Annotated in this window: 26 protein-coding genes and 2 tRNA genes; 14 read left to right on the top strand and 14 right to left on the bottom strand. The window is 57.4% G+C overall.

All coding sequences use genetic code 11. The features are described from left to right. The first annotated feature begins 9 nt into the window (after window positions 1-9). The 4 genes from uppE (at window position 10) to QE432_RS18930 (ending at window position 3,940) form a co-directional block, all read left to right on the top strand. Complete coding sequence (gene uppE / locus QE432_RS18945) at window positions 10-1,563, top strand: polysaccharide biosynthesis glycosyltransferase UppE (protein WP_065704721.1); 1,554 nt, start codon at window positions 10-12, stop codon at window positions 1,561-1,563. Then, the gene (gene uppF, locus QE432_RS18940; RefSeq protein WP_306625294.1) at window positions 1,560-2,801 is read left to right on the top strand and encodes a polysaccharide biosynthesis O-antigen ligase family protein UppF; all 1,242 of its coding nucleotides are present in this window, start codon (window positions 1,560-1,562) and stop codon (window positions 2,799-2,801) included. Before uppE ends, uppF begins: the two co-directional genes overlap by 4 nt. 78 nt (window positions 2,802-2,879) lie before the next feature. Further along, a complete protein-coding gene (locus QE432_RS18935; RefSeq protein ID WP_003512607.1) occupies window positions 2,880-3,029 on the top strand; it encodes a hypothetical protein in 150 nt (49 codons plus the stop codon). 230 nt (window positions 3,030-3,259) lie between these two features. Beyond that, window positions 3,260-3,940, top strand: a complete 681-nt coding sequence (locus QE432_RS18930; protein ID WP_112681860.1) for a hypothetical protein — start codon at window positions 3,260-3,262, stop codon at window positions 3,938-3,940. Between the two features lie 59 nt (window positions 3,941-3,999). On the opposite strand, the gene QE432_RS18925 is transcribed toward QE432_RS18930, so the two are convergent. Continuing rightward, a complete protein-coding gene (locus tag QE432_RS18925) occupies window positions 4,000-4,536 on the bottom strand; it encodes a DUF1269 domain-containing protein (protein ID WP_003512604.1) in 537 nt (178 codons plus the stop codon). Between the two features lie 219 nt (window positions 4,537-4,755). Here QE432_RS18925 and QE432_RS18920 point away from each other — a divergent pair. The 3 genes from QE432_RS18920 (at window position 4,756) to QE432_RS18910 (ending at window position 5,605) form a co-directional block, all read left to right on the top strand. Then, window positions 4,756-4,832: transfer RNA gene (locus tag QE432_RS18920), tRNA-Pro, on the top strand. 138 nt (window positions 4,833-4,970) lie between these two features. Beyond that, window positions 4,971-5,231 carry a hypothetical protein gene (locus QE432_RS18915; protein WP_003512603.1) on the top strand — a complete coding sequence of 87 codons (261 nt, stop codon included), beginning with the start codon at window positions 4,971-4,973 and terminating at the stop codon, window positions 5,229-5,231. A gap of 170 nt (window positions 5,232-5,401) precedes the next feature. Next, window positions 5,402-5,605, top strand: coding sequence for a hypothetical protein (locus QE432_RS18910; protein ID WP_013635930.1), 204 nt, complete (start codon window positions 5,402-5,404; stop codon window positions 5,603-5,605). 59 nt (window positions 5,606-5,664) lie between these two features. Here the strand turns inward: QE432_RS18910 and QE432_RS18905 are convergent, their stop codons facing one another. The 7 genes from QE432_RS18905 to QE432_RS18875 form a co-directional block, all read right to left on the bottom strand. Then, window positions 5,665-6,162 carry a ferritin gene (locus QE432_RS18905; RefSeq protein WP_003512602.1) on the bottom strand — a complete coding sequence of 166 codons (498 nt, stop codon included), beginning with the start codon at window positions 6,160-6,162 and terminating at the stop codon, window positions 5,665-5,667. Between the two features lie 116 nt (window positions 6,163-6,278). Then, a complete protein-coding gene (locus QE432_RS18900) occupies window positions 6,279-6,734 on the bottom strand; it encodes a pseudoazurin (RefSeq protein WP_065658036.1) in 456 nt (151 codons plus the stop codon). Beyond that, window positions 6,731-7,552 carry an ABC transporter ATP-binding protein gene (locus QE432_RS18895; RefSeq protein ID WP_111795797.1) on the bottom strand — a complete coding sequence of 274 codons (822 nt, stop codon included), beginning with the start codon at window positions 7,550-7,552 and terminating at the stop codon, window positions 6,731-6,733. Before QE432_RS18895 ends, QE432_RS18900 begins: the two co-directional genes overlap by 4 nt. Further along, a complete protein-coding gene (locus QE432_RS18890; RefSeq protein WP_065704973.1) occupies window positions 7,549-8,601 on the bottom strand; it encodes a FecCD family ABC transporter permease in 1,053 nt (350 codons plus the stop codon). The genes QE432_RS18895 and QE432_RS18890 overlap by 4 nt, the downstream gene beginning before the upstream one ends. A 120-nt stretch (window positions 8,602-8,721) precedes the next feature. Beyond that, entirely contained in the window at window positions 8,722-9,816 is a 1,095-nt protein-coding gene (locus QE432_RS18885) for an ABC transporter substrate-binding protein (RefSeq protein WP_306627091.1), read from the bottom strand. Window positions 9,817-10,128: 312 nt separating this feature from the next. Continuing rightward, window positions 10,129-10,683: a dual specificity protein phosphatase family protein gene (locus tag QE432_RS18880; protein ID WP_003512595.1), complete on the bottom strand. Its 555-nt coding sequence runs from the start codon at window positions 10,681-10,683 to the stop codon at window positions 10,129-10,131. 138 nt (window positions 10,684-10,821) lie between these two features. Beyond that, complete coding sequence (locus tag QE432_RS18875) at window positions 10,822-11,409, bottom strand: YqaA family protein (RefSeq protein ID WP_003512594.1); 588 nt, start codon at window positions 11,407-11,409, stop codon at window positions 10,822-10,824. Window positions 11,410-11,926: 517 nt separating this feature from the next. On the opposite strand from QE432_RS18875, the gene QE432_RS18870 reads away from it, so the two are divergent. After that, a complete protein-coding gene (locus tag QE432_RS18870) occupies window positions 11,927-12,571 on the top strand; it encodes an exopolysaccharide biosynthesis protein (RefSeq protein WP_003512591.1) in 645 nt (214 codons plus the stop codon). Between the two features lie 3 nt (window positions 12,572-12,574). Here the strand turns inward: QE432_RS18870 and QE432_RS18865 are convergent, their stop codons facing one another. Beyond that, window positions 12,575-12,853: a hypothetical protein gene (locus QE432_RS18865; RefSeq protein WP_013635921.1), complete on the bottom strand. Its 279-nt coding sequence runs from the start codon at window positions 12,851-12,853 to the stop codon at window positions 12,575-12,577. A gap of 176 nt (window positions 12,854-13,029) precedes the next feature. Between QE432_RS18865 and QE432_RS18860 the strand changes: the two genes are divergently transcribed. Then, window positions 13,030-13,104: transfer RNA gene (locus QE432_RS18860), tRNA-Asn, on the top strand. Between the two features lie 90 nt (window positions 13,105-13,194). On the opposite strand, the gene QE432_RS18855 is transcribed toward QE432_RS18860, so the two are convergent. Next, entirely contained in the window at window positions 13,195-13,587 is a 393-nt protein-coding gene (locus tag QE432_RS18855) for a DUF2934 domain-containing protein (RefSeq protein WP_065704729.1), read from the bottom strand. A gap of 169 nt (window positions 13,588-13,756) precedes the next feature. Here QE432_RS18855 and QE432_RS18850 point away from each other — a divergent pair, with 169 nt between their 5' ends. Next, window positions 13,757-13,996 (top strand): hypothetical protein, encoded by a 240-nt coding sequence (locus tag QE432_RS18850; RefSeq protein ID WP_013635919.1) that lies wholly within the window; start codon window positions 13,757-13,759, stop codon window positions 13,994-13,996. Window positions 13,997-14,065: 69 nt separating this feature from the next. Here the strand turns inward: QE432_RS18850 and QE432_RS18845 are convergent, their stop codons facing one another. The 3 genes from QE432_RS18845 to QE432_RS18835 form a co-directional block, all read right to left on the bottom strand. Then, window positions 14,066-14,509 (bottom strand): TIGR02594 family protein, encoded by a 444-nt coding sequence (locus QE432_RS18845; RefSeq protein ID WP_025593218.1) that lies wholly within the window; start codon window positions 14,507-14,509, stop codon window positions 14,066-14,068. A gap of 113 nt (window positions 14,510-14,622) precedes the next feature. Beyond that, entirely contained in the window at window positions 14,623-15,180 is a 558-nt protein-coding gene (locus tag QE432_RS18840; RefSeq protein ID WP_038492779.1) for a methylated-DNA--[protein]-cysteine S-methyltransferase, read from the bottom strand. A 131-nt stretch (window positions 15,181-15,311) separates the two neighbouring features. After that, entirely contained in the window at window positions 15,312-15,599 is a 288-nt protein-coding gene (locus QE432_RS18835; RefSeq protein ID WP_003512562.1) for a DUF982 domain-containing protein, read from the bottom strand. A 189-nt stretch (window positions 15,600-15,788) separates the two neighbouring features. On the opposite strand from QE432_RS18835, the gene QE432_RS18830 reads away from it, so the two are divergent. The 4 genes from QE432_RS18830 to sseA all read left to right on the top strand — a co-directional run bounded on the left by QE432_RS18830 (window position 15,789) and on the right by sseA (window position 20,576). Further along, window positions 15,789-17,228 (top strand): cryptochrome/photolyase family protein, encoded by a 1,440-nt coding sequence (locus QE432_RS18830; protein WP_306625290.1) that lies wholly within the window; start codon window positions 15,789-15,791, stop codon window positions 17,226-17,228. 122 nt (window positions 17,229-17,350) lie between these two features. After that, window positions 17,351-18,388 (top strand): cysteine synthase A, encoded by a 1,038-nt coding sequence (locus QE432_RS18825; protein ID WP_003512558.1) that lies wholly within the window; start codon window positions 17,351-17,353, stop codon window positions 18,386-18,388. 12 nt (window positions 18,389-18,400) lie between these two features. Beyond that, complete coding sequence (locus QE432_RS18820; RefSeq protein ID WP_003512557.1) at window positions 18,401-19,138, top strand: alanyl-tRNA editing protein; 738 nt, start codon at window positions 18,401-18,403, stop codon at window positions 19,136-19,138. A 16-nt stretch (window positions 19,139-19,154) separates the two neighbouring features. Further along, window positions 19,155-20,576 carry a 3-mercaptopyruvate sulfurtransferase gene (gene sseA / locus QE432_RS18815; RefSeq protein ID WP_306625288.1) on the top strand — a complete coding sequence of 474 codons (1,422 nt, stop codon included), beginning with the start codon at window positions 19,155-19,157 and terminating at the stop codon, window positions 20,574-20,576. 138 nt (window positions 20,577-20,714) lie between these two features. On the opposite strand, the gene QE432_RS18810 is transcribed toward sseA, so the two are convergent. Next, entirely contained in the window at window positions 20,715-21,359 is a 645-nt protein-coding gene (locus QE432_RS18810) for a dihydrofolate reductase family protein (RefSeq protein WP_112496627.1), read from the bottom strand. Window positions 21,360-21,393: the final 34 nt, after the last annotated feature.

Here is a 21,393-nt window from a genome sequence, read left to right as displayed (position 1 = left end):
ACCAAAGCAATGACCAAGGCTGACAAGGGAAGACTTGAATTCGATCTGGCGACGTTGCGCCAGCAAATCTCCGGGCGGGATGCGGGTGAGCCTTCCGCATCGGAAAGCGTTGTTCTCAATCCACTTGCACGGCAGATCGCCAACCAGCTTCGCGCCGGCAACCATTCGCCAAACATGGTCATCGGCCAATTGCGTCTTCTCGAATTTTCGATGCTTGCGATCATCGCGGCCATCGTCAACGGCATCGCTGCGCGGCAGGGGCTTGAAACCTTTCTTGCGGTTTTCGGCATTGGGGTGCTGGGCGCGGCGGTTTGCGTGTTTCTTTTGCAGGCCGGCGACTGTTACCAGTTGCCGACGCTGCGCGCGCCGCTGAAAATGTTTGCCCGCATTCAGGGCGCCGTCTGTCTGTCCTTCGTCACCGTCGCCGGCATCCTTCTCCTGTTTTTGCCGGAAGCGCTGCATTCCTGGCAGACTTTTGCCATCTGGTACGCCACCGGCGCAATCGCCATTTTCACCGGACGGCTGATCCTCGGCTTCGCCATTCGCCACTGGGGCCGCAACGGCGTGATGGAGCGTCGCGCCGTGATCGTCGGTGGCGGCGATGCCGCCAAGGACCTCATCCGCTCGCTCGAACAGCAAACGGACAATGATATCCGCATCTGCGGCATTTTCGACGACCGGAAAAGCGAGCGTTCGCCCGATGTGGTTGCCGGCTACCCCAAGCTCGGCACCTTCGCGGAACTGGTGGAATTCGCCCGCCTGACGAAGCTCGACATGCTGATCATCGCCCTGCCGCTCAGTGCCGAGGCGCGTATCCTCCAGCTCCTGCGCAAGCTGTGGGTGCTACCCGTCGATATCCGTATCGCGGCGCATGCCAACAAATTGCGTTTCCGCCCCCGCGCCTATTCCCATGTCGGCGCAGTGCCGATGCTCGACGTGTTCGACAAGCCGATACGCGACTGGGATTCGGTGGGGAAAAGGGTGTTCGACATCGTCTTCAGCATTATCGGCATCGTTCTGTTGTGGCCGGTGATGCTGGGCGCGGCGATTGCCGTCAAGACGACATCCAAAGGCCCGGTGTTCTTCAAGCAGAAGCGTCATGGCTTCAACAATGAAACGATCAATGTCTGGAAGTTCCGTTCCATGTATACGGAACTCAGCGACCCAACGGCGAAAAAGGCCGTCACGAAAAACGATCCGCGCGTCACGCCGGTCGGGCGGTTCCTGCGAAAATCCTCGATGGACGAGCTGCCACAGCTTTTCAACGTTCTTTACGGCGATCTTTCTTTGGTCGGGCCGCGTCCGCACGCCGTGCACGCCCAGACGGGAGACCTGAAATATACCGAGGTGGTGGAGCATTATTTTGCCCGGCACAAGGTCAAGCCCGGTGTTACCGGCTGGGCGCAGATCAATGGCTGGCGTGGTGAGATCGACCACGGCGACAAGATCAAGTTCCGCACCGAATACGATCTCTATTATATCGAGAACTGGTCGCTGCTTCTCGATCTCAAGATCCTGTTCCTGACGCCGATCCGGCTGCTCAAATCGGAAAATGCCTATTGACCCACACCGGTTACCAGCACGCACCGGATTTTGACGCACCGCTTGCCGCCATGCGGCTGGTCGGCGCGTTCTTCATTGCCTTCGGCGTCTTTCTTTCCGGCTTCGTGATTTCCGAACCGGCGCCCTATGAGCTGATGATGGTGGGGCAAGTGGCCATCTGGTTCCTGCTGGGCTTGCGCCTTTCGCGCACCGTCGTCCTGCTTTTGTGCCTGCTGCTTGCCTTCAATGTCGGCGGTTATCTTTCGCTCACCACCATGGCCAATCTCGACGAGGGGCCGCTTTATCTCGCCGTATCGACCTTTCTGGCGCTGACCTCGGTTTTTTATGCTGCCATCATCGAGGACAAGCACCAGCGGCTGCTGCTGATTTTCCGGGCCTGGCTCGCTGCAGCGCTGATTACCTCCCTGCTCGGCATAATCGGATATTTTCACGCCATTCCCGGTTTCGAGGTCTTTACCCTTTACGATCGCGCCAAGGGCGCCTTTCAGGACCCGAACGTCTTCGGCCCCTTCCTGGTGACGCCGTCGCTGTACCTGATTTACGGCCTGCTCTCCGGCAAGGCGATGCATGCGCCATGGCGGATCCTTGGCCTGCTCATTCTGTCTCTTGCCGTGTTCCTGTCGTTTTCACGCGCCGCATGGGGCCTTTTCCTGTTTTCCGCAGTGCTTCTGGTTTTCGTCATGCTGCTGAAAGAGCGTACGGCGGCATTCCGGCTGAAAATCCTCGTTCTGTTTCTCGTCGCCGTGGCATTGATGGTGGCAGCCGTCATCATCGCCCTGCAATTCAAGCAGGTCGCAGACCTGTTCTCCAGCCGCGCCTCGGCGGTGCAATCCTATGATGGTGGCCATCTCGGGCGTTTTGCCCGCCACTATCTCGGTTTCCTGATGGCGATGGAACACCCGCTCGGCATCGGCCCCATGGTGTTCGACGACATCTTTCCCGCCGCGGAACATAATATCTGGCTGAAGAGCCTGACCACGCATGGCTGGTTCGGCTTCGTCATCTATCTCACGCTGATCTGCTGGACCATTGCCGCCTGCTTCAAACTGCTGCTGCGCCAGCGGCCCTGGCAGCCGTTTCTCATCATTTCCTGGGTAACCTTTGTCGGGCATGTGATGATCGGCAACGTCATTGACACCGACCACTGGCGGCATTTCTTCCTGCTGCTCGGCATATTGTGGGGATGCATGACTCTGGAAAAGCGCGAAAGCCTGCGCCAAAGCAGAAGTGCCACATAAAGTCCTTACCCTTACGGAACCTTACATTATTTCATGCGTTTAGCCCGCGATCATGATTGTCAAACGGGGAGACATCCTATGACGCAGACGAACAATCTCTATTTCATCATTGGCGCACTTCTGGTGGTTCTTGTCGGGCTTGGAGCCTATGTATGGCACGAAGAAAGCAAACCGAAGGGGATCGAGATGAATATCGGCCCGAACGGTGTTTCCGTGCAGGAAAACTGAGCACTTCCAGTAAAAAATGCGTAGCGGTTTCATGACTGAAACCAAGGCATTGAGTGCGTCCAACGCTTCGTTTCATTAGAGACGCACTATATGTCCGCAAGCGTCGCGCAAAGTTCGGCTATTAGACCGGGTGCATCCCAAGCTTGAGACGGCTGGGGATACACCCGGTCTTCTTATGAGAGGAGACGAAAGGCGGGATCGAGAATCTTCGCCGAGCCGGTTCGGTATGCATGACGTGTATCGGCCTGATCATGGAAACAGTGAGCGCAATGGTCTCCTCCGTCGACCTGTCCACACGCATCAACTCCACCAAACTCGCACTCAAGGCCATCAAGGAGCAGGAGGACAATTCCGCTTCGACCTCCTCACCACGAACTGCGATCCTCGACTCCTACGGGATCGACACCTCGCCCTCCTCCACCAATACGCGGCTGACACAGCTTCTGGCGCAATATGCGCAAGTCTCCGGCAATGACGCGGAGACCGACGACACCAGCACGCAGGCGCCATCCGGCGACATTACACAGGCCAGTTTCATGACAAGCCTGAAGACGACGCTGGAAGAACTCTCCAAGGACCCGAGCAAAGCTACGCAAGCCAAGGCAATGCTGGAAGCGCTGGCCGCTGGAACGCTGACAGTCTCCGATCCGACCGAAGGCGCAAAGATAAAAGCCTGGGACGTGGAGGCCGACAAGACAACCACCTCAAAACCGGCAACCGAGATCACCACGACCGGCTGGAGCGATTTTCTGAAGGACCACCTCAAGCGCGACGGTTCCGCTTATGCAAAGACCACCGGTGGCGCCTATGTCGACAGTATTTCCGGCGACAATGCATTTTTTGGCAATGTCGGCAGTCGGTATTATTATCTGACCTGGCCGCAGTCGAAAACCGGAACGCTGACGGTTTAAGCCAACGTTTCAGGTGAGGGTCGCAAAGAGCGCCGCAGCATTGTCTCTCTCTGCATCGTTCAGACGGCAGGTGCTGCCGCTTGTTCCGTTCCGCCGGAAAGCGCCTTTTGCAGTTGCGCTTCCTGCTCTGGCGAAAGCGAGGTTTTGATGACCCGCCCACGAAGACCCTCCAGTTCCGCCATCACCTTTTCCGGCTGCACCTTGCGGATCAGCACGAACAACGCCGAAGATCCATTCGGGATGGTTTCACCCAGAGATTTGATGAAATCGTCGTCGATGCCATAATCCGTCAACGACCCCGCAAGCGCACCCGTTCCCGCACCGATCGCGCCGCCAATCGCAAATCCCGCGAGCGGATTGAGGAACAGCAGGCCAACGAGGCCGCCCCAGAGACCACCGGAGAGAAAACCGGAGCTTGCACCGATCGCCGTCAGATTGACGCTCTGCTTCAGGTGCACCTTGCCGTTTTCATCGCGAACGACGACAACGGCATCTTCCAGATCGACCAGATATTCCTTTTTCATTCCAGCAAGTTTCAGAAGGACCCGGTCGGCCTCTTCCGTTCCGTCAAAACCGACAACGACGAGTTCGGACATGTTTCATCTCCCTGAATTTTAGTTTCGCTTAGATTGGAACGCCAAAGAACACGGCAGGTTCCCGCCATGATGGAAGGATGATGTGTCACGCGTTTGACGGGCAACATCTTCGGGAAGAAAGTCCCCTACCCACCGTCCACAGCCTTTGTTCCTTTTTTCAAGAAAAGGCTATTTTCCGCTTGCGCCCTAACAGGCTTATATATAAACGGCTTTCAGGTTCGGAGCGTAGCGCAGCCCGGTAGCGCACTTGACTGGGGGTCAAGGGGTCGTGGGTTCGAATCCCGCCGCTCCGACCATTAAAAACAGATAGATAGCCAGTTCCCCCAGAGCTGGCTATAATTTTTTCAGCCACATTCTCGCCGGCGCCATGCGCGAATTGACAAGATGCGGTCTGGGTGTGCGTTTATCCAAGCCTGAGAACGAGGTGTGCTGTGATGGTCAAAAAAACAAAAATTGAACACTCGGAATTCTCAGGCGAATTTGAAGACGACGGTATCACGGTTCTGGTTGATATCTACCGGCCGGCCGGCACCCAGCAGGATTGGACGCTCGAGGTTATCAGCGAGCATGATGATGTCACCACCTGGGAAGAACCTTTCACGACAGACAAGGACGCCTGGGAAGAATTCCTGGCCACCTGTGAGAAAGATGGAATTCGCAGCTTCCTGGACGGCGAAGATCCATCCGTTCATTGACGCTTGACACTGCGGTGCGAGGCCATGGCGGGCGCGAGTGCATTCAACGATAATTCCAGAAATATACTCTTATTGCAAAGCCTGTGACCGTCCAGAGACGGCACACATTTGCCTTGTTGACTCTCTGCTAAAATTAGAACATTTAGTGAACAAACGAGAGGTCAACCGATATGCCCGATGCGGAAAAAATCACCCCTGTACGGCCTGACGACATAGCTGGATATGTCATCCAGTGTCATGATGGCGATGCGAAGGCGGCTGTTGAAACGCTGCTGGGCGAAATCGAACATTTGCAGGAACAGCTTTCCCTTGCGGTTGCCATCATGGGAAAAGGCTATACGCGTGGATGGACGCCGGATTTGGGAAGTGACTGAACCAGCCACAAGCTGCGTTTGATGCAGCTTGTGGAATATCAGTAAATGCTGCGCAGCCTTCAGGCCTTTTCAGCCAGTTCGCCGATTTCGCGGTCAATCAGATAAAGCGCATTGGGACCGTCACCGATCAGCTCGATCTTGCCCATTATCGTGCGGCACAGGCTGTCCTCCTCATGCTGTTCGTTCACGAACCATTGCAGGAAGGATGTGGTCGCATGGTCTTTTTCAGACCGAGCGAGATCAACCGCCGCGTTGATGGCGGCGGTGACACGCGATTCGTGTTGCGCGACAATTGCAAACAACCCCTTGATATCGTTTGCAGTGACCTGTGGGGCAGGCAGCTCGGTGAAAATAACTGGAGCTCCGAGATCGTTCAGAAAGCTGAAGATGCGGTGCATATGCTCCAGCTCTTCGGCAGCATGGCCAAGCAGAAACTTGTAGCAACCATCGAGATTGCGCTCAGCCGCCCAGGCGGCTGCCTGAAGATAGGCGTGGTGGGCGCGCAATTCGCCGTTGAGCAGGTCGTTCAATGTCGTTTCGACTAGTTTATTTGCCATTGGTTTATCCTTGTTATGGTGATTGCAGCCAATTTTTTCGTGTGGGCTGCTTCACACACCCGGCGAGCGAGATTTGAGGGATCGAGCGTCCCATCCGGTCGAGCACGGAGATGGCGTCATTGCGCCGGCGTTAGCTGTGCCAGAGCCGCGTCCAGCCTTTCGCCCTTCATGACCAGTTTGGGGCGCAGCTTCTCCGCCTTTTGCCTGACCGCTTCCAGATTGACGGGCTTGCCGACCTGGATCACACCGATCATCGCCATCATCAGATGCGGCGGGCAATAATAGAGATAGACGCCTTCCTTCTCGACGGTAACGGTGAAGGCCTCATCGAGCTTGCCTTTCCAGGGCGTTACGCCTTCCGGAACGGCATAGGACTGCACGTAATGGCTGGAATTTTGCGGCACGAAGGTGATGGTGTCGCCGGGCTCTGCCTTTACATAGGAAGGCTCAAACACCATGCTGCCGTCCGTGCCGTAATTGAGCATCAGCACCTTGTGTTCGGCAGCAAAGGACGGCGCGACAGAAAAGGTTACGGCCAAAGCCGCGGCAAACGTCATCAAAAATCGTTTCATGCAATTATTCCTTCAAGGGTTTTCAAATGTTCGGGCAGCGGGTCGCCAGCCGGCTGGATGACGGGATTGCCGCGCCTGTCCCGCAAAACTTCCACCGTCACCCCGTAGGTCTCGGAAATGAGTTTCGGCGTGACGATATCTCCCGGCGCGCCGGTCGCCTTCAATGCGCCACCGGAAATCACCAGCAGGTTGTCGGCATATTGGCAGGCGAGGTTGAGATCATGCAGCACGACCAGCGTTACCCAGCCATTGGCGCGGGTTTCATGCCGCACCAGATCGAGAAGCGCCACCTGATGTTTGAGGTCCAGCGCGCTGACCGGCTCGTCCAGCAGCATCGCCTGCGGCTCGCGCATCAGAACCTGCGCGAAAAGCGCCATCTGCCGCTGCCCGCCGCTGAGGGAGGCGATCTCCCTGCCCGCCAGATGCGCTATGCCCGCCTGATGCAGGCGTGTCATGGCCAGGTTGAGCGTCTCGTCGTCAATATGCAACGACAGACGCCCGAACCGGCCGAGTGCCACCACCTCCAGCACGCTGAGCGCAATATCGGCCGTGGTGTCCTGCGGCATGTAGGCAAAGCCATCGCGCCACTGCCTTATATACCGCCCCGCCCGCTCCCCGGCCCGAAGACGGCGGACGCCGAGGCTGATCGAACCGGCAGCAAGTGGCAGATCGCCGAAGATCGCTCTCAGAAGGGTCGTCTTGCCCGTTCCGTTTGGGCCGATGACGGCATGAATATGCCCCGCCTCCAGACGCGCCGACAGCCCTTTCACAACAGTCTGTCCGCCGCGCTCGGCGGAAATCGAATCGAGAACCATCATCGGCCGCGCCTCTTCGGAGCGAAAATCAGCCACATCAGAAACGGCACGCCGACAATGGCCGTGACGATGCCAACCGGGAACAGCGCACCGGGAACGATCGATTTGGAGAGGATCGAGGCAGCCGACAGCATCAGCGCGCCGCTCAGCACCGACATGGGCAGGAAGAAGCGCTGATCCTCGCCCACGGTCATGCGGGCGATATGCGGCGCGACCAGCCCGATAAAACCGATGACGCCGACGAAGCTGGTGGCCGTCGCGGTCATGATGGCGACGATGACGAGAACCTTCATGCGCAGCCAGCGGACATTGATGCCGAGGCTTGCCGCCCGCATCTCCCCCATTCTGAGCGCGGTCAGCTTCCAGCAATCCGCCATCAGCAGGGCGCAGCAGAGGGCGGTCACGGCAGCGGTCAGGCCAAGCGTCGGCCAGGTCGCCTTGGTCAGGCTGCCGAACAGCCAGAAAAGGATCTGCTGGGACAGCTCCGGTGAGGACAGGAACTGGATGAGCGACAGCAGCGACTGAAAAAGGAAAAGAAGCGCGATGCCGCCGAGAATGATGGTTTCGGTCGTCATCTGCCGCATGGAGGCCAGCGTGAAGAGAAAAAGTGCTGCGAGCATGGAAAAGACGAACGCGCCCAGCGGAACGGCAATCATGGCATCCAGCCCGAGACCGCCAAGCGCCAGCACCAGCGCCGCACCGAAACCGGCCGCTGCGGCCATACCGAGCGTATAGGGGCTCGCCATGGGATTATTGAGCAGGGTCTGCATTTGCGCGCCGCCTGCTCCGAGTGCCGCACCGACGGCAAGCGCCATCAACGCCATGGGCAGGCGAAGGCCGCGCACGATAGAATCGGTCATGGCGGCCCGTTCGCCAAGGCCGGTCAGCGACTTCACCACTTCGGCGGGCGACAGCAGCGAAGGACCAGTGGCGATATCTAGAACGAGGCTCACCGCCATCAATACGAAGAAGATAGAGACGACACGCCAGCGACGGCGCTCGCGCAGCCGGTGCGCACCGATGGCCTCGGCGTTGCGGGCAGCAATTGTCATGAAAACCTGCCTGAAAGGACTGTCTGGAAAAGCGGACGCCGCAAAGGCGGCGTTCGCGAGATTTCGCCACTGTGGCGGCGAAGAAAGCACGTTTCTGCGCCGCCACAGGCAAGCGCGATATCAATCCTTGACGGCGATGGCGAAAGTGCCTTGAGGCGTTACCGGAAGGTACTTCTTGTAATAGCCGAGATAGTTGGCGATCGGATCGACATCCTTGAACTGCTCGGGATATAGCTGCTTTGCGATGTACTGAACCATGGCGAAATCGGAGAGCGTGCGCGACGCACCCTGGTAGACACCGAACAGCTGGCCGTTCTTGATGGCGGGCAATTCGCTCCAGCCCTGACGGGCCTCAAATGCCTTGAGTTTCTCGCCTGCGTCTGCCGCCTTCACCGCCTGTCCCATGGGCAGCGCTGCCGGGTTCTTGTTGTTTTCGCGACCGGAAATGAAGATGGCGTCAGGCTTGGACGCCAGAACCTGTTCTGGATTGATCGGTCCCCACCATTCGACGAAGGGAGCGGCAATGTTGTCGCCGCCAGCCGCCGTGGACATGGCGCCCCACATGTTCTTGCCGTAGGTGAAAGAATATTCGGCCGGGCCCTTGTTGCCGAACTCGACATAGACCTTCGGTTTCGGTTTTCCGGACTTGGCGACCCGGTCAGCGACCTCTTTCAGCGAACCGGCATAGAAGTCGGCAATTTCGTTGCCACGCTTCTCCTGGCCGGTCAGGTCGCCAAAAAGCCGGGTCGAGGCGACGTGTCGCTCGACCGTCTGGGCGTTGTAGTCGACGACGACGACGGGAATGCCCTCTTCTTCCAGACGATCGGCATCGAGACCAAGCGCTTTGTATTGCCAGTCTGCCAGAATCACCAGATCGGGATTGAGGCTCAACACTTTTTCGACCGAGAAAGTCTGCGCTTCCACTTCACCGACATCGGCAATGTCGGCAAGCGAGGCGCGATGCGCGAGATGCATCTTCCAGTTGGCGGGTACCCAGCCTTCCCAGGCTTCGCGAGAAATGCCGACGACGGAATCATAGGCTTTCTCGCCGCCGACCGCCATGTAGTCCTCGAAGTAGAAACCGAGAACAACGCGCTTTGCTGGAAGGTCAACCTTCACTTCGCGTCCGATGACATCTGTGATGGTCTTTTGTTCAGCCATTACATAAGGGGCGGTAAAGAGAATAGACAAGAGCGATGCGGCAAGGCCGCTCATAAATGATTTTGGGGTCATGATGCGATCCAGAAGTTGAAACAACGTCGCTCTATAAAAGATGATTAAAGGAGTCAACTTAATTGTTGGATCGCATAAGTTACTAATATATAGACAAAAAATGTGATTTCCGACGAACCTCGAGAGGGAGAAATCGGGTCGCCTGATGAAAGACAGGCTGCGTCGTTGATAACTCAACAGTTAAGAAACCAAGCGTTTGGGCCCCGTCCCGACCGTTGCGCGATCAGAACAGAACGCAAAATCCCGCTTCAGGAGATCGATCAGCAATTTTGCGGACGTTATGCCCGACCGTTTTCAAAACTCGTTTGAAGCAATTGTGAAGTCGTCGGCGATCGACATGTGTTCGACATTTTCCCAGGTCTGGTCCATGGCATAGGTCTCAGACAGATAGGGGATGCCGATATGGCCGTAGCGGACGGAAAGCTGGCTCTCAGCCGCCTTTTCACCGAGATACGCGACGCGGCCGAGATAAAGCGCGGTCGCAAGGCCTGTCCTGTCCGCACCGGACTTGCAATGGATGAGGATGGGCTTCGGCGCATCACGCATGATCGCGACCAACTGGTTCACCTTGGTCATGTCGAGTTCGTGGCGAGCTGACATGCCAAAATCGATATGGGTCAACCCAAGCTCGCGCGAGGTTTTGATCTCATCCTTGTACCAGTCCTCGGATTCATTCTCCCCGCGCAGATTGATGACCGTCTTGATGCCATGGTCCCTGGTATAGCGGACCAGCTGCTCACTGCTTGGCTGGTTGGAGCGGTAAAGCTGCCCTGCCACCACCTCGTGAAAGTTGCCGAGAAGCTGGATGGCGAGGAGATAACCGCCTGCGGCAAGCACAGCAATACCCATGCCCCCAAAGGAGCACTTCCATAATCTTCGCATAATAAATCGGTTCTCTCATTGGACGAGACAACCGATACAGCTGGATTCTGACAGTAGGCTGAAAGTTATGCGACAGTATTGTAAGAGTAGAAAAACTGCGTTTCGTCAGCGCACGAAAACGTAGACCGCATAGATGGCGATGAGCGCTGCGGCCACTGCGGCGGCGATAACACCAAGGCGTTTTTCGATGAAGTGGCGCACCGGTTCACCGTATCTTTGCAGCAACCCGGCGAGGATGAAAAAGCGCGCGCCGCGTGTGACGACAGCCGAGAGAATGAAGAGGCCGAGGCTGATATTGGCCGCACCGGAGAGGATGGTGACAACCTTGATCGGCGGCAGATGCGCAAAGCCCGATGTCACCAGCAGGAGAATGATGGTCTCGTAATTTACCGAATTCTTGAGCTGCTCGAAGCTGTCCAGCTTGCCGTAAAATTCCAGAATTGGCCGCGCGATACTCTCGAAAGCATAGTGGCCGAGAAACCAGCCGGCAATGCCACCGAGAACGGAAGCGACCGTTGCGACGAGCGCATAAAACATCGCCTTTTTTGGCTTTGCCAGCACCATGGGCAGGAAAAGCACATCCGCCGGCACAACGAAGACGGAGCTTTCGACGAAGGCCACGATCGCCAACCACCACACGGCGCTTTTGCGCGCGGCAAGCGCCATCGTCCAGGCATAGATGTTTTTCAGCATTTCATGTCCCCGGGGGAAGATCGTTTTAGACCGAAGGCAAGGCGGGAGCCAAGGCATCTCAGTGGCGGTTTGTCAGCGGCGGACGGTCTGACTATCGACCGCCGCCAAATCAGGATTAGAGACAACGCAAGAGAATGGCAAATGTTGGAAGATTTATTTTTTGCGTTGCGGCAAATGAGAAAAACAAACAATTCCAGACCGCAGCGGCGAATGGTTGCTGCGATGCGAAATTTCATCCTCAGGTAGATAAACCGGCCTTTTTGCGGTAGAATAAGGTGTGGCGGAAAGAGGAGGAAGTTATCATGGACTATGTAAGCTTCATTACGTCGATCAATCCGGTCATACTGGTCATCCTGCTGATTGTTCTTCTCGCAGGCGCCTACAGCAGCTGGGTTTCCCACTGACAAAGGCGGGCGGCAGCACCGGTCCGAAAAGACGCTGATTTTCCATCGGCGGTAGGCATTCGGCCGGATGAATGTTATCAAACCCGGAGTTAAAGCAACTTCCGGGAAGCCTGATGTCGAACGAATTCGCCTTCACTGATACGTCTGAAAAGCTCAGCACCACGCTCGAAAAGCTGATTGGGAAACTGCAAGGTCAGACGATCACATTGCGCGAGCTGATGGAGGCAATCGGCGAACAGGGCCTGCTGCTCATCTGTGCAATAGCTTCCCTGCCCTTCCTCATTCCGGTCTCCATTCCAGGCGTCAGCACCGTGTTTGGCGCAGCGATCATTCTCGTCAGTCTGGCCATCACCCTCAACCGTCTGCCATGGCTGCCGGCCAGGATTCTCGACCGGCAGATGGAAACGGCAAAGCTGGTGCCGGCACTCCAGAAAGGCGTCGCCATCGTCTCCAGGCTCGATCGCTTCATCCGCCCGCGCCTTCCGGCGCTGACGGCGGGCATCGTCGCCAATAGGGTGAACGGACTTGCGCTGATGACCGCTGGCGTGTTGCTGATGATGCCGCTCGGCTTCATTCCCTTCTCCAACACCCTGCCGGGCGTCGCCATCCTGCTTTTTTCGGCGGGTATGATCCAGAGGGACGGCGTGACCGTTCTCGGCGGGTATCTGTTTCTCATCCTGACGGCGATTTATTTTGCAGCACTCGCCTATGCCGCCTTCTGGGCCGGACAGGGACTCAGCAGCTCGATGGGCGGCTGAGCCTTATTGTCCACCTCTATTGCGGGTGTTGCGACCATTGCGTCGCGATGCCCACCACACTGCCAGCCGCCGCCGCCTGCGGCGAACCGCCGGCAAATCGTGGGAAAGCACGATAAGACCAAGCGGGACCATCCAGAAACCGAGGATGGGCAAAAACCCGAGCGTTCCGCCCACCACCAGCGCCGAGCCGGTGGCGATCCTGCCGACGCGCGAACGCGGCATGGCAACGCTCCATTTTCCGAGATTGAGACGACCCGTTCTGTGGTCCATTCCAAATTTCATTCCATACTGCCCTTTAACATCTGGCCTGTGGATAATTTTTTCACCGTCGATAAGCCCGGAAAATCGGGACTCCGGCGAGATAAAACAAGATGAATGCGTTTTTTTTGAAAAAAGCGCTTGGCAAATCGGAAAAGCATTTGTATTACCCCGCTCACACCGCGCCAAGCAGCGCACGTTCCCTGGTAGCTCAGCGGTAGAGCATTCGACTGTTAATCGACAGGTCGCCGGTTCGAATCCGGCCCGGGGAGCCATTTTTCCAAAATATGGCATGATGAGCGAGATGCCGCAGCATTCGCTCTATATCGATCTTGGCATAGGCGCCTAGCTGGGCGCTATTGACCTCAGGTCTTCTTCGCCACACGCTTCGTCGAAGTAGACGCGTTGGTGAGTGCAGGCGGATCGCTTGCCGGGAAACTTTCCTCCAGGCTTTCGGTCAGGTCGTCGTCTTTTCGGCTGGTCTCCGCTTTTTGCTCTTTCTGAAGAGATTTTACCGCTGGTGATTTGGCATTTTTTGCCGAAGCCTTATCCGCAGTCACCTTCTTCTGGACCAAGGACTTGGCGGCAGCGGGTTTCTTCGCGCCATTTTTACCATTGGTCTTTCCCGTTTCCGTGCTTGCCGAGACCTCCCGTTCCGCCTCCATCCAGTGGCGTTCGTGATGTCCCTCCGGCCTGCCTTCTCTCTCCCATATTGCGCGGGCTTTTTCGCGGATTGCTGCTTCGCGATCATGGTTCATAACGTCCTCCTCTTTGCGTCGCATCGGCTTTGACTGTGCCAATTGAAAAACAGAAATGGCCGGAAATTGTTCCGCGTCCGGAGATTGCGCATGCGCATTTCCCTGAAAAAAGGGAACCCTACTCACTGCAGGATCGTTTGTCCGGCAGGAACCCGCAGGAGGACCATCCATGAGCGATCCGAAACAGAAGAAAAACGAACCTCTCGATATCAAAGACGAAGATTTGCCGCGTTTTGAAACCGACAGCGAACTCAAATCGAAAGAAAGTGAGATTTACCCCGATGAATCCATAAGCCTGCGCGCACGCCGGCAGGCAGCGCGGCAACACGAGGATGCCTTCATCGTCGCCACAGACCTTGAGGATGACGACCAGCGCGATGCGGCACCCGGCACAAGGGAACAGCCATAGGGGCCTTAAAACGCATAAGGCGGGCCACAGCCCGCCTTTATAAGGATCGTCGTAAAATTGGTCCGGTCTTCAGCGACGCACGGAAACGATGGCCTTGCGGTTGAAGTTCGACACCTGCACACGGCCGGACTGATTGCCGCCGAGAATTTGCGCTGTCTTGCCGCTCATGCTCTTCAATATTCCGGCGTGATAACCGCGGCCGTTGCGAATGACGACAACATCGCCCGGTTTGGCGGCGGCGACGGGTACGGCATAACCGAATGACGTCCAGGATTTTGCAAATCCGTAGGATTTGGGCGATGCGCGCCCGGCCTTGCTGGCAACGGCATGCAGGAACAGGCCACACCACGGTGTGCTGCGGGGATTTGCCCCAAGAATATTCTTCAGGCTCTTGTTGTTTTTGGATTCATGCAGTCCGGTGTATTTTTCAGCTTGGTTCAGCATGCCAGCCGACGCGGGTGCCACGACTGTAAAAGCCAAGGCAGCGGATAGAATTAACGCGGATACTCTCAAACGTCTCGCCCTTATGTTAGAGGGCGTCCGTGTATTGTGACAATTTAGCGACAATTTGACGAGAAAAGGGCAGAAATCAGACGGCTATTCATGTGGACTGATCTGTCATTGCTTTAAAACAGGCTGCCCTGTGCATCGTCAGCACGGCTGCGGCCGGCATTTTCGAGATCCAGCATACGTAATTTGGTGTTCGTTCCGCCCGGCGCGGAAAAGCCACCCAGCCGGCCGCCAGCCGCCAGAACACGGTGGCAGGGAATGATCAGCGGCACGGGATTTTTCGCCATGGCCTGCCCGACGTCGCGGGCCTTTTCCATGGAGAGGCCCAGCGTTTTTACGATACCGCCATAGGTCGTCGTGCGGCCCCAGCCGATATGCCGTGCCACCTCATAGACATCTAGAAAGAACCGCTCCTGCCCGGCAAGATCGAGTTCCACGGGCGTAAAATCAATCTCTTCACCATCGAAATAGCGGGTAACCATCGCAATCGCCTCACGGGCGCGTGTGTCAGGTACCGCGATGGAAGATGACGGCAGGCGTTTCTGGATAAGTTTCTCGGTTTCACCGGCATCTGCGCTGGGCAATTGCAGACGGGCGATACCGCGCTCTGCCCATGCGAGGCCGCAATGGCCGAGAGCTGTCGGGAAAACAATATAGCCGTAGTGGTTGGTCATTGCCGTATTCATCCGCTTTGCACGCGCACGATGCCATATCCTGCGTTCGACACAACCCGTTTCTGTCGGCGGATAAAACAAGGCCACCCGGCTTTACGGGTGGCCTTTCACATCTCAATCCGGCAACGCTGTCAGGATGCAAGTTTACCCTGATCTTCCACCTTGTTTCCGGCCTCCAGGAGGCATTGCGCCTGCCGGCTTGCGGTAACGAAGGCGGCGCGCGCAATCTCTCCCGCCACGTCCCCCATCAGCGAGGCGCGGCACAGACGCAGGGCCTGCTCATGCGCCTTGTCACCGCGTTGTGGCCATTCGTGCTGGAGAAAATCGAAGGCCTCGTAAACGCCGTTGAAAATCCGGGGAGCACCGTTTTCCAAGGATATGGTAACAGGCTTTTCCCACTTAACGTCTTTCAGCAACATTGATTGTACTTCCATGCTCTATTAACCAGCGAAAAACGCTGGCTCCTCCAGTTGGTTCCCTTCACTTTCGGTTTCAAGGTCGAAAAAATAGCCCTCGAAAAACCATGTGCCTCCAGCTTTCCATTCTACGCGATTTGAGGAACAAAGCGTTTCAACACTCGTTCAAGCGGAAGTGAACCGGATCCCTTCATGCCAACAAAATCCTCTCCTGTTATCGTCTGGTTCCGCAAGGACTTGCGCCTTGCGGACAATCTCGCCCTTCTTGCAGCGGTGGAGCATGGCGGCCCCGTCATACCGCTCTATATCCGTGAGACATCCAGCGGCCCGCTGGGCGGCGCGCAGGAATGGTGGGTTCACCATTCGCTCGCCTCTCTTTCCGCGGCGCTGGAAAAATGCGGCAGCCGTCTACTGCTCAGAAGCGGCAACGCAGAGGAGACGCTGCGCCGGCTGATAGCCGAAACCGGCGCGGATGCAGTCCTCTGGAACCGTCGCTATGAGCCGACCGGCATGGCAACGGACAAGGCAATAAAAGAGGCGCTTGGGGACGACGGACTGACAGTTCGCAGCTTTGCCGGACACCTGCTGCATGAACCATCCCGGGTGCAGACCAAATCCGGCGGTCCCTACCGGGTCTACACGCCCTTCTGGCGGGCTCTGGAGGGCGGCGAGGAGCCACATACGCCGGCGGATGCACCGCAGAGCCTGAAGGCACCTGAGACATGGCCAAAATCGGAGAAACTCGATGATTGGAAGCTTCTGCCGGTCAAACCGGACTGGGCCAGGGGTTTCAGCGAGATATGGACACCCGGTGAAAATGCCGCGCGGGAAAAACTCGATGATTTCATCGATGGTGCCTTGAAGGGTTATGAGGAAGGCCGCGACTTTCCGGCGAAGGACGCCACGTCGCTTCTTGCGCCGCATCTGGCGCTCGGCGAAATATCGCCCGCCGCCGTGTGGCATGCGACGAAGGGGCTCTCACGCCATATCGCGTCCAACGATATCAGCCGTTTCCGCAAGGAACTCGTCTGGCGGGAATTCTGCTACCATCTGCTGTTCCACTTTCCCGAGCTGGACGAGAAAAACTGGAACGACAGTTTCGACGCCTTCGGCTGGCGGGACGATGACACATCTTTCAACGCCTGGACGCGTGGCATGACGGGTTATCCGATCGTGGATGCCGGCATGCGGCAATTGTGGAAACACGGCACCATGCACAACCGGGTGCGCATGATAGTGGCATCCTTCCTCATCAAACATCTACTTATCGACTGGCGCAAAGGAGAGAAGTGGTTTCGCGATACGCTTGTTGATGCCGATCCGGCCTCCAACGCTGCCAACTGGCAGTGGGTGGCGGGTTCGGGCGCGGACGCCTCGCCGTTCTTCCGCATTTTCAACCCCATATTGCAGGGGGAGAAATTCGATGCCGAGGGAGACTACGTGCGCCGCTTCGTGCCGGAGCTTGAAAAGCTTGAGCGAAAATACATCCACAAGCCGTTTGAAGCACCGAAAGAGGTGCTTAAAAAGGCGGGTATCGAGCTCGGCAAGACCTATCCTCTGCCGATCGTCGACCATGGGAAGGCACGGGAAAGAGCACTTGCGGCCTATGCCGCAGTGAAGAACAACGCATAAAATTGGGTATCGGCAAAATTTTGCGTGGCGAAGCCTAAGGCGGGAAGATAATTTCTTGCCTTGAGGCGGTTGTAACGGGACATAACGGCACCTAATTTCCGCTCAGACAAGAAGGCTCAATCATGACCATTCATCCCTCTGCGCTCAGTGCTATCGGCAACACGCCGCTTATCCGTCTGAAAGCTGCCTCTGAAGCGACGGGGTGTGAAATCCTCGGCAAGGCGGAGTTTCTCAATCCCGGCCAATCGGTGAAAGATCGCGCCGCGCTTTACATCATCCGCGATGCGGAACGGCGCGGACAGCTGCGGCCGGGCGGCACCATCGTGGAAGGCACGGCAGGCAATACCGGCATCGGCCTGTCGCTGGTGGCCAATGCGCTAGGCTACAAGACTGTCATTGTCATTCCCGAGACGCAAAGCCAGGAAAAGAAGGATGCGCTGAAGCTTCTCGGCGCAAAGCTGGTCGAGGTTCCGGCGGCACCCTATTCCAACCCGAACAATTACGTGAAGGTTTCCGGCCGCCTGGCAAAACAGCTGGCCGCGACGGATGAAAACGGCGCGATCTGGGCCAACCAGTTCGACAACATCGCCAACCGTCAGGCCCATATTGAGACAACGGCACCGGAAATATGGGACCAGACGGACGGCAAGGTCGATGGTTTCATTTGCTCCGTCGGTTCCGGCGGAACGCTTGCGGGCGTGGCTGACGGCCTGCGCGATTTCAATCCCGACATCAAGATCGGCCTTGCCGACCCTGAGGGCGCCGCCCTCTACGAATTTTACAAGCATGGCGTCCTGAAGTCGGAAGGCTCCTCTATCACCGAGGGCATCGGACAGGGGCGCATCACCGCCAATCTGGAAGGCTTCGCGCCGGATTTCTCCTATCGTATTTCGGATGCGGAAGCCCTGCCGGTGCTGTTCGATCTGGTCACGAAAGAGGGTCTTTGCCTCGGTGGCTCCTCCGGCATCAACATTGCCGGCGCAATCCGCCTTGCCCGCGAGCTTGGTCCGGGGCATACAATCGTGACGATACTTTGCGACTACGGTAATCGTTATCAGTCGAAGCTGTTCAATCCGGATTTCCTGCGCTCCAAGGGGCTTCCGGTTCCGCAGTGGCTGGCAACGAAAAGCGAGATTGCGGTTCCGTACGAAACCGTTTGAGGACATGCCGAAATGCCTGTGAATGCCCTGTTCCGTGACGATTTTTATCTTTCCACCGCAGAAGCGATCGTCACGGCGGTGCATGAGGATGGCGGCATCGAGCTCGACCAGACCTGCTTTTACGCCACGTCCGGCGGCCAGCCGGGCGACAGCGGCTTTCTCGAGCGGGCCGATGGTTCGCGCATCGAACTCGGCATTACCAAAAATGGCGCCGACAAGAGCGTTATCATCCATGTGCCGCTGGAAGGTCAGCCTTCGCCCGAGGTCGGTGAAAAACTGACCCTGCATGTAGACTGGCCGCGCCGTTACAAGCTGATGCGCATGCACACGGCCTGCCACCTGCTATCCGTCGTCTGCCAGTGGCCGATCACCGGTGCTGCCGTCGGCGAAGACGAATCGCGCGTCGATTTCGACATGTCGGAAACCATCGACAAGGATGAAGTCACGGCAAAGCTGATGGAACTGGTGAAAGCCAACCATCCCGTTTTCCTGCAATGGATTACCGACGAAGAACTTCAGGCCAATCCGGGCATCGTCAAATCCAAGAATGTGCGCCCGCCAATCGGCCTTGGCCGGGTCAGCCTTGTCTGCATCGGCGAAAATTCCACCATCGACAGCCAGCCCTGCGGCGGCACCCATGTTTCCGAAACGCAGGAAGTGGGCGATATTCACATTGCCAAGATAGAAAAGAAGGGCAAGGAGAACAGGCGGTTCCGCATTCGTTTCGGCACGCCTGAAGCTGCTGCCTGAAATCAGGAGAGACATCGTGAGCACGGATAAGAGCCGTTTCGTCGTTTCGGCGGACTGGGTAGAAAAGCAGCTCGGCACGGCCGGGTTTCGTCTCGTTGATGCCTCGTGGTATCTGCCGGCGCATAAACGCAACGGTGCGGAAGAATTTGCGGCGGGTCACCTGCCCGGTGCCGTGTTCTTCGATCAGGACAAGATCGCCGATCATGCAACCGGATTGCCGCATTCCCTGCCCTCGCCGGAGTTCTTTGCTGAACAGGCGGGAGAGCTTGGCCTCAGCGACACTGATACCATCGTGGTCTATGACGGCCCCGGTTTCTTTTCCGCACCGCGCGTGTGGTGGATGCTGCGGGTGATGGGCGTGCGCAAGGCCTACGTGCTGGATGGCGGTCTTGACGGCTGGAAGCGCGAAGGCCGGCCGCTAGAAAACGGCTCGCCGGAAATCGAGCCTGCCACCTTCACACCCGATTTCAACGAAAAGCGCGTGACCTCGCTATCGACCATGCGCGGCATCGTTGACAGTGGCGAAAAGCAGATTGCCGATGCCCGCGGCGCGGGACGTTTCACCGGCGACGAGGCCGAGCCGCGTGCCGGCATGCGTTCGGGCCATATGCCTGGTGCTCGCAGCCTGCCCGCCACCGCATTTTCCGAGAACGGCCACTTCAAGGACCTCACCGCCATCCGCAAGATGGTGGCGGATGCCGGTATCGATCTTGGCAAGCCTGTGGTGACGAGCTGCGGCTCGGGCGTTACCGCCGCCGTCATTACGCTGGCGCTGGAATCGCTCGGCCACCAGGATAATTCGCTCTATGACGGTTCGTGGTCGGAATGGGGTGGACTGGAAGACACGCCTGTTGTCACCGGCCCTGCCGAACCTCTTCCCGTGGTGTCACATGGACCGTTGAAGGCGCATGTGACGCAGCTTGAAATGACGGCGCCGCCGAAGGTCAGCCTTGCTATCCCCGTCAACATCCAGACGGCACTGATGCGGGTCACCGATATTCCCCTGCACTTCTACCGTTACATGTACTGGCGGGTGGGAAAACGTTGGCACTGGCAGAAACGCATGCGCATGAGCGATGCGGAACTGTCCGCCGTCCTCAAGGACCCGAAGAACAGCGTCACCGTCCTTTATATGAACGGTGCACCCGCCGGTTTCTTCGAGCTGAACAAGGCAAGCGACGAGGTAACCGAGCTTTCCTATTTCGGGCTTCTCGAAGAGGCAATCGGTGCTGGCGTCGGCAAGTGGTTCCTGTTGCAGGCGCTCTACGCCGCCTGGCAGGACAATCCGAAGCGCGTGACGGTGACCACCAACACGCTTGACCATCCGCGCGCGCTGCAACTCTACCAGATGATGGGATTTTCGCCTGTTGGTACCTATGAGGCCTGGGTAGAGCCGCTGTCCGATACAGAGCTTCTGGAAATCTCGCTGCGCAACTGAGTTCGTCACGTCGGGGATGGCCCGCGCTATTCCCCGACTATAGAGCAGATCGGACTGCTCCTCCCTCATTCCTTTGCTTGTCACAGGAATGAGGGAGTGGGAGGCAACCGCACATGAAACCATTGTGTAGTTTGCGACTCAGGCTTTATCGATAATCAAATGGGTCGCGCCCTCACCCGCCGAGGTCCCGGTGCAGCGATAACCAAGCGCAGGCAAATCCAGCCCCTGGAAGAGGTTTTCGCCCTTGCCGAGAAAGACCGGGGCCAGCGCCAGATGCAGTTCGTCGATCATGCTTCCGGCCATATATTGCCGAATGGTCGAAACGCCGCCGCCGATCCGGACGTCCCTGCCGTTTGCCGCCTCCAACGCCATGTCGAGGGCGGCCTTGATGCCCGTGTTGACAAAATGAAACACGGTGCCGCCCTTCATCGCAAAGGAGGCGCGCGCATGGTGCGTCAGCACGAAAACCGGCACGTGATAAGGCGGCTCTTCCCCCCACCAGCCCTTCCAGTGTTCATCCGGCCAGGCACCGCGGATAGGGCCGAACATGTTGCGGCCCAAGATCCAGGCGCCGATATTTTCGAAACTCTTCTCGGAAAACTGCTCGTCCGTGCCGGTCGAGCCGCCTCGCTTGCCGAACATGCGGTGAAAGGTACGGGTCTTGAACGCCCATTGATGCAGCATTTCGCCATTCACACCCAGCGGGTTCTGAAGACTTTGATCCGGCCCGGCACCGTATCCGTCAATCGAAATGGCGAAATTTCGAACGACAACCTTCGGCATGGCAATATCCTCCCGTTTCAAGAGGACAGGTTGC

The organism is Agrobacterium sp. SORGH_AS_0745 (genome assembly GCF_030818995.1).
Taxonomy (GTDB): Bacteria; Pseudomonadota; Alphaproteobacteria; order Rhizobiales; family Rhizobiaceae; genus Agrobacterium; species Agrobacterium tumefaciens.
Note: the sequence above shows the minus strand (reverse complement) of the source record. Positions and strands in the feature narration are given on the sequence as shown.

Excerpts from the sequence above, each read along its gene's own strand:
- uppE (WP_065704721.1), top strand. The coding sequence starts at position 10 with ATGACCAAGGCTGACAAGGGAAGACTTGAATTCGATCTGGCGACGTTG.
- QE432_RS18935 (WP_003512607.1), top strand. The coding sequence starts at position 2,880 with ATGACGCAGACGAACAATCTCTATTTCATCATTGGCGCACTTCTGGTG.
- QE432_RS18930 (WP_112681860.1), top strand. The coding sequence starts at position 3,260 with ATGACGTGTATCGGCCTGATCATGGAAACAGTGAGCGCAATGGTCTCC.
- QE432_RS18925 (WP_003512604.1), bottom strand. The coding sequence starts at position 4,536 with ATGTCCGAACTCGTCGTTGTCGGTTTTGACGGAACGGAAGAGGCCGAC.
- QE432_RS18915 (WP_003512603.1), top strand. The coding sequence starts at position 4,971 with ATGGTCAAAAAAACAAAAATTGAACACTCGGAATTCTCAGGCGAATTT.
- QE432_RS18910 (WP_013635930.1), top strand. The coding sequence starts at position 5,402 with ATGCCCGATGCGGAAAAAATCACCCCTGTACGGCCTGACGACATAGCT.
- QE432_RS18905 (WP_003512602.1), bottom strand. The coding sequence starts at position 6,162 with ATGGCAAATAAACTAGTCGAAACGACATTGAACGACCTGCTCAACGGC.
- QE432_RS18900 (WP_065658036.1), bottom strand. The coding sequence starts at position 6,734 with ATGAAACGATTTTTGATGACGTTTGCCGCGGCTTTGGCCGTAACCTTT.
- QE432_RS18895 (WP_111795797.1), bottom strand. The coding sequence starts at position 7,552 with ATGATGGTTCTCGATTCGATTTCCGCCGAGCGCGGCGGACAGACTGTT.
- QE432_RS18890 (WP_065704973.1), bottom strand. The coding sequence starts at position 8,601 with ATGACAATTGCTGCCCGCAACGCCGAGGCCATCGGTGCGCACCGGCTG.
- QE432_RS18885 (WP_306627091.1), bottom strand. The coding sequence starts at position 9,816 with ATGAGCGGCCTTGCCGCATCGCTCTTGTCTATTCTCTTTACCGCCCCT.
- QE432_RS18880 (WP_003512595.1), bottom strand. The coding sequence starts at position 10,683 with ATGGGTATTGCTGTGCTTGCCGCAGGCGGTTATCTCCTCGCCATCCAG.
- QE432_RS18875 (WP_003512594.1), bottom strand. The coding sequence starts at position 11,409 with ATGCTGAAAAACATCTATGCCTGGACGATGGCGCTTGCCGCGCGCAAA.
- QE432_RS18870 (WP_003512591.1), top strand. The coding sequence starts at position 11,927 with ATGTCGAACGAATTCGCCTTCACTGATACGTCTGAAAAGCTCAGCACC.
- QE432_RS18865 (WP_013635921.1), bottom strand. The coding sequence starts at position 12,853 with ATGAAATTTGGAATGGACCACAGAACGGGTCGTCTCAATCTCGGAAAA.
- QE432_RS18855 (WP_065704729.1), bottom strand. The coding sequence starts at position 13,587 with ATGAACCATGATCGCGAAGCAGCAATCCGCGAAAAAGCCCGCGCAATA.
- QE432_RS18850 (WP_013635919.1), top strand. The coding sequence starts at position 13,757 with ATGAGCGATCCGAAACAGAAGAAAAACGAACCTCTCGATATCAAAGAC.
- QE432_RS18840 (WP_038492779.1), bottom strand. The coding sequence starts at position 15,180 with ATGACCAACCACTACGGCTATATTGTTTTCCCGACAGCTCTCGGCCAT.
- QE432_RS18835 (WP_003512562.1), bottom strand. The coding sequence starts at position 15,599 with ATGTTGCTGAAAGACGTTAAGTGGGAAAAGCCTGTTACCATATCCTTG.
- QE432_RS18830 (WP_306625290.1), top strand. The coding sequence starts at position 15,789 with ATGCCAACAAAATCCTCTCCTGTTATCGTCTGGTTCCGCAAGGACTTG.
- QE432_RS18825 (WP_003512558.1), top strand. The coding sequence starts at position 17,351 with ATGACCATTCATCCCTCTGCGCTCAGTGCTATCGGCAACACGCCGCTT.
- QE432_RS18820 (WP_003512557.1), top strand. The coding sequence starts at position 18,401 with ATGCCTGTGAATGCCCTGTTCCGTGACGATTTTTATCTTTCCACCGCA.
- QE432_RS18810 (WP_112496627.1), bottom strand. The coding sequence starts at position 21,359 with ATGCCGAAGGTTGTCGTTCGAAATTTCGCCATTTCGATTGACGGATAC.